General features: G+C 43.4%; 11 protein-coding genes and 1 pseudogene. 4 read left to right on the plus strand and 8 right to left on the minus strand.

Annotation, left to right across the window (positions count from 1 at the left end; translation table 11 throughout):
* Nucleotides 1-116: 116 nt before the first annotated feature.
* Nucleotides 117-278 (plus strand): hypothetical protein, encoded by a 162-nt coding sequence (locus ACXN9U_RS07615; protein ID WP_167388676.1) that lies wholly within the window; start codon nt 117-119, stop codon nt 276-278.
* 201 nt (nt 279-479) lie between these two features.
* Nucleotides 480-1,693: pseudogene (locus ACXN9U_RS07620) on the plus strand (aminotransferase A).
* On the opposite strand, the gene ACXN9U_RS07625 reads toward ACXN9U_RS07620, so the two are convergent.
* Both ACXN9U_RS07625 and ACXN9U_RS07630 read right to left on the minus strand, forming a co-directional pair.
* Entirely contained in the window at nt 1,674-3,494 is a 1,821-nt protein-coding gene (locus tag ACXN9U_RS07625; RefSeq protein WP_060962925.1) for a PAS domain-containing protein, read from the minus strand. The pseudogene ACXN9U_RS07620 and the gene ACXN9U_RS07625 sit on opposite strands and share 20 nt — an antisense overlap.
* A 177-nt stretch (nt 3,495-3,671) precedes the next feature.
* Nucleotides 3,672-5,804, minus strand: a complete 2,133-nt coding sequence (locus tag ACXN9U_RS07630) for a peptidoglycan D,D-transpeptidase FtsI family protein (RefSeq protein ID WP_060962926.1) — start codon at nt 5,802-5,804, stop codon at nt 3,672-3,674.
* A 340-nt stretch (nt 5,805-6,144) separates the two neighbouring features.
* On the opposite strand from ACXN9U_RS07630, the gene ACXN9U_RS07635 reads away from it, so the two are divergent.
* Both ACXN9U_RS07635 and ACXN9U_RS07640 read left to right on the plus strand, forming a co-directional pair.
* Complete coding sequence (locus tag ACXN9U_RS07635; RefSeq protein WP_060962927.1) at nt 6,145-6,921, plus strand: CAP domain-containing protein; 777 nt, start codon at nt 6,145-6,147, stop codon at nt 6,919-6,921.
* A 380-nt stretch (nt 6,922-7,301) separates the two neighbouring features.
* Entirely contained in the window at nt 7,302-7,694 is a 393-nt protein-coding gene (locus ACXN9U_RS07640; protein ID WP_082761602.1) for a hypothetical protein, read from the plus strand.
* Nucleotides 7,695-8,250: 556 nt separating this feature from the next.
* On the opposite strand, the gene ACXN9U_RS07645 is transcribed toward ACXN9U_RS07640, so the two are convergent.
* The 6 genes from ACXN9U_RS07645 to ACXN9U_RS07670 all read right to left on the minus strand — a co-directional run bounded on the left by ACXN9U_RS07645 (nt 8,251) and on the right by ACXN9U_RS07670 (nt 14,712).
* Nucleotides 8,251-9,117 carry an NAD(P)-dependent oxidoreductase gene (locus ACXN9U_RS07645; RefSeq protein WP_489202389.1) on the minus strand — a complete coding sequence of 289 codons (867 nt, stop codon included), beginning with the start codon at nt 9,115-9,117 and terminating at the stop codon, nt 8,251-8,253.
* 79 nt (nt 9,118-9,196) lie between these two features.
* Nucleotides 9,197-11,164, minus strand: a complete 1,968-nt coding sequence (locus ACXN9U_RS07650) for a methyl-accepting chemotaxis protein (protein ID WP_489202390.1) — start codon at nt 11,162-11,164, stop codon at nt 9,197-9,199.
* A 126-nt stretch (nt 11,165-11,290) separates the two neighbouring features.
* Nucleotides 11,291-12,319: a spore photoproduct lyase gene (gene splB, locus ACXN9U_RS07655; RefSeq protein WP_060962929.1), complete on the minus strand. Its 1,029-nt coding sequence runs from the start codon at nt 12,317-12,319 to the stop codon at nt 11,291-11,293.
* Nucleotides 12,320-12,403: 84 nt separating this feature from the next.
* Complete coding sequence (gene splA, locus ACXN9U_RS07660; RefSeq protein WP_047475280.1) at nt 12,404-12,643, minus strand: splAB operon transcriptional regulator SplA; 240 nt, start codon at nt 12,641-12,643, stop codon at nt 12,404-12,406.
* Nucleotides 12,644-12,730: 87 nt separating this feature from the next.
* Nucleotides 12,731-14,446 carry a phosphoenolpyruvate--protein phosphotransferase gene (ptsP, locus tag ACXN9U_RS07665; protein WP_013352056.1) on the minus strand — a complete coding sequence of 572 codons (1,716 nt, stop codon included), beginning with the start codon at nt 14,444-14,446 and terminating at the stop codon, nt 12,731-12,733.
* Nucleotides 14,446-14,712, minus strand: a complete 267-nt coding sequence (locus ACXN9U_RS07670) for a phosphocarrier protein HPr (protein ID WP_010334034.1) — start codon at nt 14,710-14,712, stop codon at nt 14,446-14,448. The genes ptsP and ACXN9U_RS07670 overlap by 1 nt, the downstream gene beginning before the upstream one ends.
* Between the last annotated feature and the right edge of the window lie 88 nt (nt 14,713-14,800).

Raw genomic sequence — 14,800 nt, forward strand, 5'->3', positions numbered from 1 at the left:
CAGGCCAACTGGCTATTAACTCTTTATAAAAAGATTCTTTTTTCTGATATCCCATTGACTTTTTGACATCGAGTGGTAAAATAGTCAAGGATTTTTCAGGAAGAAGGGTGTAATAAATGGGTACAGTAGTTATATTCGACCAAGATCAAATGACGGTGCTAGAAGATATCAGTAAAACGGCTTACCTGCAAATGAAAAAAGAAGCGAATGAGTGTCCCGATAAGCCCGCTCCGTATATCGTATGGCGGGAAAACATCAGCTTTGAATACGGGTATTAATGACATTCGCCACATATCACAATAGATAGATCATGATACAATGAAGACAATCATTTCAGCTGGTTGTCTTATTTTTTTCTGAAAGAAGGTATGTTTTCACATATCGGACATATACTCGGGATAGTTCACTTAAATAGATGACAAATGCTCAGCTAGTGGTAAAATAGGATAAACTCAATATATAGTATAAGGTGATGAATTATGGAACATTTGCTTAATCCGAATGTAAAAGAAATTGAAATTTCAGGAATTCGCAAATTCTCAAATCTTGTAGCTCAGCACGATAATGTCATTTCGCTTACGATCGGCCAGCCGGATTTCTTCACGCCGCACCATGTCAAAGCGGCGGCCAAAAAAGCAATCGACGAGAACGCTACGGCGTATACTCCGAATGCGGGCGGTCTTGAGCTGAGACAGGCCGTACAGCTTTATATGAAGAAAAAAGCGGATCTGAATTATGAGGCCGAAACGGAAATCATCGTCACAACCGGGGCGAGCCAAGCGATTGACGCGTCTTTGCGGACGATTTTATCTCCCGGCGATGAAGTCATTCTGCCCGGACCGATTTATCCCGGCTATGAACCGATTATCCGCATGTCCGGCGCCGTTCCCGTTCATGTGGACACGACGACACACGGATTTAAGCTGACGGCGCGGCTCATTGAAGAATCGCTGACGCCTAAAACAAGATGCGTTATTCTTCCTTATCCGTCAAATCCGACCGGAGTGACATTGTCAGAAGAAGAGCTGAAAAACATCGCAGCCGTACTGAAAGGCAGAAATGTTTTTGTACTGTCGGATGAGATTTACAGCGAATTAACCTATGACAGGCCGCATTATTCGATTGCGTCTTATTTGAGAGACCAGACGATCGTGATCAACGGCCTGTCAAAATCACACAGCATGACGGGCTGGAGAATCGGTTTCATTTTCGCACCGAAAGACATTGCCAAGCACATCTTAAAAGTTCACCAATACAGTGTGACATGCGCCTCCTCGATCTCCCAGAAAGCGGCGCTTGAAGCGGTGACAAACGGCGTTGATGATGCGCTTATTATGAGAGAACAGTATAAAAAGCGGCTTGATTATGTATATGACCGTCTTGTGTCAATGGGGCTTGACGTCGTAAAGCCGTCAGGCGCATTTTATATCTTCCCTTCCATTAAGTCATTCGGAATGTCATCGTTTGATTTTAGTATGGCTCTTTTAGAGGATGCAGGTGTGGCTCTGGTGCCCGGCAGCTCATTTTCAAAGTTGGGTGAAGGGTATGTGAGGCTGTCATTCGCATATTCACTGGATACATTGAGAGAAGGTTTGGACCGGCTGGAAGCGTTTATTTTAAAAACGAGAGAATCCATGCAGACTATTTAAACAACGGCGTTACGCCGTTGTTTTTTATTGTTTCGGGAATGTAATGTGAAAAGCTGTGCCTTTATCCGGTTTGCTGTCTACTTGGATCGCTCCCTGATGGTTTTTAATAAGGTTGAATGTGACCATCAGCCCCAGGCCGGTTCCTTTTTCTTTCGTTGTCAGAAACGGTTCGCCTATTCGTTTCAGCACGTTTTCTGGTATCCCGTCACCCTCGTCTTTGATCGTCACCTTAACGGAATATTCATCTTCTGTCATGAGAATGTGGACCGTTCCTCCATCAGGCATCGACTCAACGGCATTTTTTATCAGATTGATAAACACCTGCTTCAGCTGATTTTGATCACCGTTAATAAACATGCTGTCCCGTTCGTAATCCGTTTTGATGAAAATCCCTTTAAGATTTGCCTGCGTCTCTAAAAGAGCGGTTACTTCACTTATAATTTTCTTTAAGTTTACACGCTCTTTCACTGCGTTATGCTGAGGTTTGGCAAGCATTAAAAGTTCACTTAAAATCAATTCGATTCTGCTCAGTTCAGAAAACACAATTTCAAAATAATGTTCGTTTTCTTCCATCGTCGGCTTCATGAGCTGTAAAAATCCTTTGATCGCCGTCAGGGGGTTGCGGATTTCGTGAGCGATTCCCGCCGCCAGCTGCCCTGCGATAGACAGCTTTTCCGACTTCAGCATTAATTCCTCCGTCTGCTTCCGCTCAGAAATGTCACGCAGAATGACCTGCACGGCCGTTTCTCCGAAAAACGTCGTCGGAATGCAGACCATTTCCGTGTAGATCAGCCGGTTTTTAAAAGTAAACCACGATTGTTTAATGATTTCGGACTCGGTCTTTCGGTCGATAATATGTTGAATCCGCTGTCTCACGTCGTCATGATCACAGGGATGAAGCTGATCATAGACGTTTTTTCCGATTAAATCTTCATAGGTTTCGGCTTCAAACAGCGAAATACCCGACTCATTCATGAATACCCATTTGTCATTGTGAATCACGGCGATCGTATCAATTGAATTCTGAATGAGGAGCTGATAGCGCTCTCTGCTTTTTTGAAGAATCGTCTGGAATTTTTTCCGTGAAGAAATATCAATCAGAAGCAGTAATTCCGCCCGCTGATTTTTATATGTCGTCGGCGCCGCCTTCACTTCTAAATGAATGGGCGTGCCGTCAAGCCTTCTCCACGTCTGTTCAATCATTCCGACTTCCATTCCTTTTTGCATCCGCACAATTCGGTTTTTCACAATGTCATGATACTCTTCTTCGATAAACTCATAAGAGCGCCTGCCGATCACCTCGTCTTTGCTTTCGGCTCCCAGCATGGCAAGCATCGCGTTATTGGCATAGGCGATTGTGCCGTTGATACTGACGTATAGAGGATTCGGCAGCGTTTCAACAAGACGCTCAAATTCGCCGTTTCCAGCCGCTTCTGCTGACTGTTGTTCTGCCTTTGGCTTCTTTTGTTCATACATATAAGACCTGCACGGTGTCTTCTCCTTAAGCACCTTGATTTTAAGGATAATTTCCCGATCTGTCCCCTCCATTTGCGGTGTGACAATTTCCACACCTGCTTCAAGCCAAACAATGGTATGATCTTTTTTAATAAGGCGAAAGGTGCAAGGCATTAAATGATGCTCATTATAGAAGTAACTTTCAACCAAAAATTGATCTTCCTCATGCAGGAACGTTTTGAGAAACGATCCGATCATCTCTTCCTGGGAATAACTGAAATACGATTTGCAGTTTGCAGAAATATACATAATACGCCCATTAGACGTCAAAACGGCATGAAGATCGGTTTTCGATTGAAGCTGTTTGACATGCTGAGTATCCTGTTCCACAGAATCCCTCCTTTGCATTTTACTCACACTGCAGGCTGGTCACAGGCTGATATTAAAAGAATTTCCACTAGATTGATTCGCTAAAAAATGAGCATTCTCCTTCTATTCTTATTGTGAACGTCAATTTTCCTGAATGAAAGAAAGGGCGCACGATATGTTCGGCCGCCCTTTCATTTGTTATTTTTTATTGTATTTCTTTTCAAGCTCTTTGTAAGCGTCAACTGCTCCCTTGGCAATGTTTTTACTGACGGGATCGTGATCATCTCGAACAGACGGAACGACGACGCTGAATGCCACTCGTGGATGTTCTGACGGATAATAACCGACAAAGGTCAGATTATACGGCTCTTTTCCCCACCAGTTTTTGTTCGTGCCGTAATAGTGCGTCTGCGCGGTTCCCGTTTTTCCGGAAACATCAGAGCCGGAACCTTGGAATGTTGAATAAGCCGTTCCTTGAGGTGAGCTTGTGACCAATTTCATTCCTTTATGAACCTGATCAAAATCGCTCGGGCTGTTATTTACTTTGTTCAAAACTTTAATATCACGCTGTTCAATCGCTTTTCCAAGTTTGTTTTTGCTGTCCGGTTCATGAATGCTTGTGACGATCCGCGGCTGCACGCGATATCCGCCGTTTGCGATGGCCGAGATATATTGAGCCATTTGAAGCGGCGTATATGTATCAAACTGGCCAATCGCAAAGTCAAGCAGCAATCCCCCGACCAATTGCGGATTTGACTGCATTCCCGCTGATTCCTGAGGAAGGTCAATCCCGGTTTTCACACCTAGGCCGAATTGGGCGTAGTAGTTGCGCATTTTTTTAATATCGTCTAATCCGGCCGGCAGTGTGCCGTACGGCTTGTAGGTAATGCCAGCTATATGCATGGCCACATGAAACATATATACGTTTGAACTTCTTTGCAGCGCGGTCAGCTCAGTAATGGCTCCCATTTGTGTCCACGATTGTTTTTTCGTTCCGCCTTTAAACGTAAGGGGCGCATCGACAAACGTTTTATAATGCGGGAGGCCGCTTTGGTAACCCGCAAGAACAGTCGCTCCTTTAACAGAAGATCCCATCTCATATTGGGTCGTAAATGCTCCGATCGCAAAATCCTGTGTTTTATTCGTTTCGAGATCAATGCGTTTTCCCGCCATTGAGAGAATATCCCCGTTGTTCGGATCCATCATGACGGCAAATCCTCGGTCAACCATATAGTTGCCGGCGGCGCGGCTTCTTCTCAGCTCTTTTTCAATGACTTTTTCGACTTTCGACTGTAATTCCATATCGAGCGAGAGCTGCAGATCGTAGCCTCTGCTGCCTTCATCGACGGGCTTTTGGCTGATGACTTCACCTTTGCTGTTTTCCACATACTCTACTTTTTCTTTATGTGCGTTTAAATAGTCTTCATACTGATATTCAATGTAGCTTTTACCCACCCGGTCATTCAGTGAGTAGCCTCTTGTGACATAATAATCTTTCCGTTCGCCCAACAATCCCTGTTCCGGTGTCGTCACACCGCCGAACAGAGAGTACAGCGTTTTGTCGTACGGATATTTCCGCGTCCAGTCATTGATTACGTCAATGCCGGGGAGCTCTTTCAGGTGCTCGGATACGACGGAAACTTCTTCATATGTCAGGTCGCTTTTCGGTTTCTGTTTGTTGTTTTCATGTTCGTCAAGCAGTGAACCGCTGTTTCCGTTTCCGTTCAGCTTATTCGGGTCCATTGATTTGACGACTTGCGGCTGATAGGCGTTTCCGCTTGAAAAACGCGTATAAATCGCCGCAATTTGCAGCTCTTTTTTATCTTTTTTGATCGCATCAATCTCCTGCTTCGGGACGCGTTCAATCTGGCGTTTGTACACTTCTTGGGATTTCAGGCTGTTTTCTGAATCCTTCATAAGCTTTTCCGCCTTCTTCGGATGTGCGGCAAGCCAGTAATCAATGATATTTCGATCCTTCATAAATTCAGTATCAATATGGATCAGTGCGGCAAGATTTTTTGCCGTTTTCAATTTGTCCTTTGCCGAGGTTTTTGAGGTAGAAACGTATACAATTTCAGGCACAGCCTGGTTATCAACCGCCACTCTGTTCCGCTTGTCATACATCTTTCCCCGCGGTGTCGGATAATAGGCGGTTTTTGCATTTGCTTTCTCCGCATCCTGGCGGTGTTTATCCCCTTCGACAATCTGGACGATGCCGAGTTTAAAAATCAGTGCCGTAAAGAGAAGGAAAACAACTAAAAAATAGAGATTCATTCTCAGCGCTCTGTAACGTTTCGTTTTTTTCTTTGGTTCACGCGCGACTTCAGCCACTTTCTGTTACACCTCTCAAATCATTGAATATATTTACATAAACAGATTTTAATTGTAACATTTTTGTAAAAGTTGTTACAGCGAAAACAGGTAAAAAAAACTGTCAAGATCAAATTATCTTAAAAAATATCTAACACTTCAAATAACTTGAAGTGATGTAACGGATTTTAAAATATAAATACAGATCGTTTTTCCTGATATAAAGCCATTTTTCTATGCTCAATTACAATTATGACAAACGTTTGTTGTCAAAGGAAATAAATGCCTGCATTATGACAAAAAAGCTGTGATAAGATTTTTCATGTAGAAAAAAACAACTTCTCTGGGAGGCTATAAACTTATGAAGAAAGCATTTCTCTTATCTGCCGCCGCGGCAGTCAGTTTGATTACATTCGGAGGCATTCAGCAGGCATCTGCCAAAGAGCTGTCATGCCAGCACGTCGTTACTGTGAAAAAAGGAAACACCGTACAGCATCTGACTCTTCAAGAGGCTGTTGAAAAACTACATATGAAAAAGAGCGCGAAACAGCTGAGCTTTAAAAATGAGAAAGAACTGAAACAACAGCTGCAAAAACACGCAAAGCATTCTGATATGACAGTTAAAGACGTTCAAAAAGAAACACCGGCAAAAACGGCACCGGCAGCTGCTGAAAAACCGAAAGCCGATCAAAACCAGACGGCTGACAATGCAAAACAGACAGATAACACAAACAACAGCAGCGAGAAAACTCCTTCATCTGTCAGTGCGTATGAAAAGAAAGTCGTTGAATTGACAAACGCAGAGAGACAAAAGCAAGGCTTAAAACCTCTGCAGATTGATGATAAACTAAGCAAATCAGCTCACGCAAAATCACAAGATATGAAAGACAAAAACTATTTCGATCACCAAAGCCCTACTTACGGTTCACCTTTCGATATGATGAAGTCTTTCGGAATCACTTATAAAACTGCCGGTGAAAATATCGCCAAAGGGCAGCCGACTCCGGAAGCAGTCGTCAAAGCTTGGATGAACAGTGAAGGCCACAGAGAGAACATCATGAATCCTGAGTTCACTCAAATCGGTGTCGGTTATGTAGAATCAGGAAACATCTGGACACAGCAATTCATCGGAAAATAAACAAAAAAAGATTGCCCCGCGGGGCAATCTTTTTTCTGTCGAAAAAGTGAATGAGACGGCGCAAAAGTGCTCAAAACCGGTAACCCGGAGACGCCAAAATCTTTATTTATGAAATTCACAACATAATCAACATGCGTACGGGCAAGGGCCTGACATTTTATAAATTTATAAACTTTTGAAGCTCCCGGCACCTCTGTGCCGGGAGCTTTTTTGTAAAATCTTAAACGTGAGGATTAAAGTGGTTTTGCTAGCCTTTACTTCTTTAGTAATACTTTTTTATAATAAAAAGTAGAATTTACCTATTTTTCCGTTGAATACTTTTCCAAAATTTATTAGTATAGTGAATGGGTTTCTAAATAAATGGCGAAAGGAAGTTTCAATTGAAAAAAATTGTAATGACACTATTCACAGCTGCTCTTTTGACATTCGGGATTTTCTCAAACAGTTCAGAAGCGTTAGCCATGACTTCAAAAGGAGCAATTAAATTCCAAACAGATGCTAATACTTACTCAAAACACGCTACTTCTATTGTCGTAACAGGTACTGTGCCTTCAAAATATGAGGTAAACTGGGGTGTTACAGTTTTTCTTGAAAATAAAAAAGGAGATATAGTCAAATATATAGATGTTAATAGACATAATGTTCGCAATTTTAAAGTAAGCTTTTTGACGAAAAATATTCCAGCAGGCAAGTATGATGTGCAAGTAGCATTGACCTGGGGAACTCAAACCCATATAGGAGAACTGAAACACTATATTACTGTACAACATTAAAATTCATATTATTAACAAATGGATTTAACGTTGATTTCATCTGGAATTCTCAAAAAACAACATGTAATGATGAAATCTCTGAATCGAGGATGTTTTCGTAAATCTCTTGAATTTTTACGATACATCCTCTTTTATTTTTCAGTTTTGCTAGAAGGCTAATCTATAGTATTTCAATTTTCGGATGCCAAATTATTAGGTTTTAATTGCGGGAATCAACTCGATTTATTGCTATGTACATTTGGGTTACTCGAATTCATAGTTGAATCAAACATGATACATCCTACTGTTGGAAAGTTGTATTAATCCTTATAATTATTCGGAAATCCCCCTTTTGATTTATAATAGACAATCTGCATCAAACAAACGAGGGGGATTCCAAACAGTAGAATATTATAAACGGATATACATTAATACATTATCCTGCCAAGTTCCTGTCTTCATTAAGGCCCTAAGAATACAAGGTTTGCAGATCATTGTTTACAAAACACTACCAACAATATCGTAAGTATTCGCTTCCTCGGCATCCATAAAATAGTCGCGTTCGGGCAATCTTATTTCATTTCACCCAAAGCTTATAAATACTTTGAGTCCCGCTGTTTTCTTCTCCTTGCGCGGAAAGCTTGTCGTATAATGATTTGGCCAGCGCCAATCCAGGCATTTCTTCTCCCATGAGCTCCGCTTCTTCAAGAGCAATTCCCATGTCTTTAATAAAGTGTTTCACGTAGAATCCTGGTGCAAAATCGCCTTTCAGCATACGGGGAGCGAGGTTGGACAATGACCAGCTTCCGGCAGCTCCGGTTGTAATGCTTTTCAGCACTTGTTCCGGGTTCAGACCGGATTTTTCAGCGTAAGCCATCGCTTCAGCCACTCCGACCATTCCCGCTGCAATCGCGATCTGGTTGCACATTTTCGTATGCTGGCCGCTCCCTGCCGGCCCTTGATACTGAATATTTTCCCCCATTACGGAGAAAAGCGGCAGACATGCTTCAAACGCTTCTTTTTCTCCTCCAACCATAATGGCAAGCGTTCCGTTCCGGGCGCCGATGTCACCGCCGGAAACGGGTGCATCCAGGGCGTGAATTGATTTTTCTTTGGCTTTCTCCGCAATCTTCTTCGCCAGAGACGGTTTTGATGTCGTCATGTCAATGACAAACGCCCCTTCTTTTGCATGACGGAGAATGCCGTTTTCACCGAGATAGATTTCCTCGACATCACTCGGATAGCCGACCATGGTAATCATGATGTCAGCTTTTTCCGAAAGGTCTTTGACCGTCTCCTGCCAGACCGCTCCCTTATTCAGAATCTCTTCCGCTTTTTGTTTCGTCCGCGTGTAGACTAAAACAGGATAGCCCGCTTCTAAAATGTGCGATACCATACTGTTTCCCATGACACCTAAACCGATAAATCCGACCGTTTTGTTCACTGCGCTTTCCTCCCCTGCTGCGTTTCATATATACTATTTCATGTCTATATTACCATATGACAGGCTGATAGAGCCCGCGTTACAAGGTGAATTTAGAAATGGCGCTGATCAGATCTTCGCTCGCGCTCTTTAACATGTCGGTCGATTGCTTCACTTTTTCAAGCGTAACTAGCTGTTCATCAGTTGAAGCATTCACTTCTTCCGCGGCTGCCGCTGATTCTTGAGAAATGGCGGAGATGCTTTGAATCGCTTCTTGTATCGCGGCTTGTTCTTCACTCATTTTTTGAATGTCATTGTAAATATGATCTATTCCTTGAACGAGAGACTGCATTTCCGTCGTAATCAGATTGAGCACTTCGCCCGTTTCATGAATGGCGCTGTTTTGTTCATCATTCATTCTGCTTGCCTCGATCATTGCGTGCGACGCTTCTTTCGTCTCTGATTGAATCAGCCGGACCGTCTCACTGATATGGCCGGAGGAAAGAGCTGATTGTTCAGCAAGCTTGCGGACTTCTTCAGCGACAACGGCAAAACCCCGTCCGCTTTCTCCCGCTCTTGCGGCTTCAATACTCGCATTCAGCGCCAAGAGATTCGTCTGATCCGAAATCGCGGATATTGCCGTTACGACTTCCTCTATGTTTTTCGTTTGGTTTTCCAGATCAGTCAGCATTGCCTCTACTTTTTTCGTTTCTGAATTGGCTTCATTTGACTTCATCAGCAGCTGGCCGAGCGCATCCAGGCCTTTGTAGCTGGCGTCCTCTGAAGATTTTGAGAGTTGTTTTATGCTGCCCGCGCGATCGGCGATTCCTCTTATTTTGACTGAGAGATTTTCAGATTTTTCATTGATCGTCTCAACCTCTGACGCTTGCTCAGTCGCTCCGGCGGCGACTTCCTCTATCGCTTTTGCAATTTGTCCGCTCGTTTCATTTGTCTCTTGTGAAATGACGGTTAATTGGTCAGATGTATCGGACACTTTTTCTGAAGAGGTCTTGACCTGTTCGACCATGTCTTTCATATTTTCAACCATTTGGTTAAAGTCTTTTGTTAATTCGCCTACTTCATCTTTTGATTTTGTCTGGGCGCGGACGGTTAAATCTCCCGCTGAGACCGAATTTGTTTTGGCGATCAGCTGCTGAATCGGCCCGGTTATCGTTTTCGCAAGGAAATAGCTGAGCCCGATCGTAATCACAAGGGCGATCAGCGACATAAAAATACTCACTGTATTCATTTTGTCGGCTACTCCCATCAGCTGATCTTTTTCAAACTGCGTTCCGACTTTCCATCCGGTTTCTTTTATCGTTTGATAGACGACCATATTCCCTTGCAGCTCTTTGATGCCTTCTTTGTCTGAACTGATGTCTTTTAATGCCTGATCTTCCGAAATATTTTTTCCCTGTTTTGACGGATGCGCCAGAAGAGAACCGTTTTCATCCGCTAAAAACGCAAATCCTTTATACGGAACCTTTTGCTGATTGACCATGCTCTGAATGGAGGACAGCTTCAAATCTAAGCTCGCCACTCCGATGACGGTTCCGCTGTTTTGAATGGCTTTTGAAGCCGTCACGATCATATCCCCTGTCACAGCATCTTTATAAGGCTCAGTCCAGACAACCTTATCAGGTTTTTCTGCCGCCATTTTATACCACGTTCTATTTGTCGGATCATAGTCTTTGGCAAAGTCAGCCTTCGGATATGTATACATTTGTTTGTCTGCGGTTCCGACGTATGCAAGCGCGACATATTTGTCATTCTGTCCGATCTGCTTTAACTCATCGTTAAAGAGCCGCGCTGTTTCTTTATTCCCATCTGTCAAAAATGTGCGGGACAATTCACTGCCTGCTAATCTCAATAATACAGTCTCATCATTTTTCAGCTGAAGCTCAATGTTCTGACCGAGTGAATTGGTGACATTTTCTGTCGTGCGCTTTGCTTCATCTGTCATCATCGGCTTTAATGTCAAATATGAAGATACCGTTAAAAAAACAACCGTTACGATAAGCATTGCCGATACAAACACAGCAATTTTAATATGCATTTTTTTAAACATAACCATCCCCTCCTGAGAGTTATATCGGTCTTTCGGCCAAGAAAATGAATAAACCTTGAAATAAATATCAAAAATTTCCGTCATTTGGCGCAGCAAAAAAAGAGCCGTCATGCCGACAGCTCCGCCTTACGTAAAATATTCGATTTTCGCTTTCGGAAAATAGGTTTCGATATAAGACTCGAGCGTTTCCCTTAAGGCATGTTCTTCGTCCTTTTGGTATATATACTTGCCGATTCCGTAACGTCCCCATTTGTATCTTCGCTTTTCTTCATCCAGCTCAAGCTTTGTTTTCGGATAGTTCTTCTCGATCACCCGTTTGGCCGGTTTTGTAAAACGGTGCTGGATCAGTTCAAATGTAATATCATGCCGAACATCTTCATCAAGTGCCGCATCCAGTTTCTCAAACAGTTCCTTATAGCCTTCCTCCCAGCCATCATGAATATAAATGGGCGCCACAATGAAGCCGAGCGGATAGCCCGCTTTAGCGACTTTGACGGCGGCTTCAATCCGTTTGTCGAGCGGAGAAGTTCCCGGTTCAAAGTTTTTAATGACATAATCCGCATTGATGCTGAATCTGAATCTTGTCTTTCCGTTATGCTTCGCATCAAGCAAGTGATCGACATGATGAAATTTGGTCACAAATCTGAGCTTTCCCAATTCGCTTTGTCCGAAATGCTCAATGGCTCTTTTTAATGTATGTGTCAGATGATCAATTCCGACGATATCAGACGTACAAGAGGCTTCAAATCTTGTAAAGTCCGGCGCCCGTTCTTTCATATACTCATCAGCCTGATCCAGAATCTCTTCCACATTGACATATGTCCGGATGTAAGGCTTTGACCCCATCGTCGTCTGCAGATAGCAATAGTGGCAATGCCCCATACAGCCCGTCGCAAACGGAATAGCATATTCGGCGGATGGCTTTGAAGAATCGAATTTCAATGTTTTCCGGACGCCGATCACCAAGGTTGATTTCGCGTTCCGGTATTGCTGCAAATGATTTTTCCCCGGAATATTCCGGACTTGATTATGCGATGTCGTTTCTCTGATTTCAAGCCCCATGTTTTCAAACTTATGTTTCAGCTCTTGTCCTAACGGGTATTCGAGCGCTCGCGGTTCAATATAAACAAGCTGGGGAACAAACGGCTTCAGCATAGACAGACACTCCCTTTACATAGTCTCATGTTGTTACTTTCCGTCCAAAAGAGAGTGAATATGCGTTGTAAACATTTCCTTTGATCAGCGGTGCCGGTCTTCTTCAAAAAGCTCGCTGTAAAGCGCTTCTGCTTCTTCATATGTCGAAAAGACCGCATCATCTTCGGCCAGCGGATGATAGGTTTCGTGTAAAAAAAGAGACAGTTCCCCCTCATGGTATGGGTGATGAACGATCTCCGCCTCTTTAATATGGGCAACATTGGCCGCATGCGGATTACGGTAAATGACGTAGACCGTATCCCCCGCTCCAAATGATTTTGTCATGATAATCCCTCCTGTTGAATGTTATTGTTCCCCCCTTTTTTCCGAATATGAAAAAAACCAGACGGCTTACACCGTCTGGCTGTTGTATTACTTATTGAAAGTTTCTTTAACGAATGCGACAACCTCTTCAGTCGTGCTCATAGACAAGATTGTTTCTTTGAATGATTCAGCTTCTTTTTTAGAAAGCTTGCTGATCTGCGTTCTTGCCGGAAGGATGGACGTAGCGCTCATTGAGAACTCATCTAAGCCTAAGCCGAGAAGAATCGGAATCGCAATTTCGTCTCCTGCCATTTCTCCGCACATGCCGACCCATTTGCCCTCTTTGTGAGCGGCTTCAATGACAAGCGTGATAAGACGGAGAATCGCCGGATTGTATGGCTGATACAGATAAGCCACGCGCTCGTTCATGCGGTCAGCAGCCATTGTGTATTGGATCAAGTCATTTGTTCCGATACTGAAGAAGTCAACTTCTGTGGCAAACTGATCTGCGATAACGGCTGTAGACGGAATCTCTACCATCATACCGACTTCAATATCGTCAGAAACCGTTACGCCAGCTTTGACGAGTTTTTCTTTTTCTTCAAGAAGAATCGCTTTCGCCTGTTTAAACTCGTTTACTGTCGCAATCATCGGGAACATGATTTTTAAGTTTCCGTATGTACTTGCACGAAGCAGCGCACGCAGCTGAGTTCTGAAGATTTCTTGTTCTTCAAGGCAAAGGCGGATGGCTCTGTAGCCCAAAAACGGGTTCATTTCTTTAGGAAGCTGCAGGTAAGGAAGCTCTTTGTCGCCGCCGATATCCAATGTCCGCACGACTACTGATTTTCCTTCCATACGCTCAAGAACCGTCTTATAAGCGTCGAATTGCTCGTCTTCTGTCGGAAGCTGGTCGCGTCCCATGTAAAGGAATTCCGTACGGTAAAGCCCTACAGCTTCTCCTCCGTTTTCAAGAACGCCTTTTACATCATCAGGGGTGCCGATGTTTGCGGCAAGCTCTACATGATGGCCGTCTTTTGAAACAGTCGGTTCATTGACGAGCTTAGCCCATTCAGCTTTTTGCGCCAGGTAGGCACTGTGCTTTTCTTCATATTTCTTTAACGTTTCACTGGAAGGATCGATGATCACATCACCATCGATGCCGTCTACGATCACCGTAACACCGTTTTCAATTGTGCCTGTAGCCGCTTTTGTTCCGACAACAGCCGGGATTTCAAGCGAACGGGCCATGATTGCGGAGTGTGAAGTGCGTCCGCCGATATCAGTTGTAAAACCTTTTACAAACTGACGGTTTAATTGCGCCGTATCAGACGGTGTCAAATCTTCAGCCACGATGACAACCTCTTCTGAGATCATGCTCGGGTTCGGAATTTCCACGCCCAGCAGGTGCCCTGTCACACGTTTTGTTACGTCACGGATATCCGCCGCACGCTCTTTCATGTATTCGTTATCCATTGATTCAAACATGGTCACGAACATGGAAGCCGTTTCTTTCAAAGCGAATTCCGCATTAACTGAATCTGTGCTGATTTTTTCCTTTACCGGGTTTAACAGCTCAGGATCACTCAGAACCAAAAGGTGCGCGGAGAAAATGTCAGCTTTGTCTTGTCCCAGTTCTTTTAAAGCATGCTCTTTAATTTTCTCAAGCTCTTCTTTAGAACGTACAATCGCTTCATCAAAACGGCTTACTTCAGCCGCAGCATCAGCAATGTTTTTCTTTTCAACCGTTAAGTCCGGCTCTTCAAGCCGGTATGCTTTTGCAATCGCAATTCCGGCTGAAGCGCCTATTCCTTTTAATTCTTGCATTACTCGCCGAGTCCTTCGCTTTTCATTGTTTCTTCTAAAGCGTTAAGAGCGTCGTTTTCGTCAGCACCTGCAGCGGAAATTGTGATTTCAGCGCCTTTAGCGATACCTAGAGACATAACGCCCATGATAGACTTAAGGTTTACTGTTTTGCCGTTATATTCTAAGTTTACGTCAGCATCATATTTGCTTGCAGTCTGTACAAGAACTGTCGCAGGACGAGCGTGGATTCCGGAATCTGCTGTTACTTTAAATGTTTTTTGTGCCATGATTATCATTCTCCTTTAAATTAAAGCTATTTTACTACACAATATTATATCATACAGCCGTACTTGTCATCTGACAAGCACGGCGTAT

This window comes from Bacillus sp. BACIII (genome assembly GCF_057836745.1).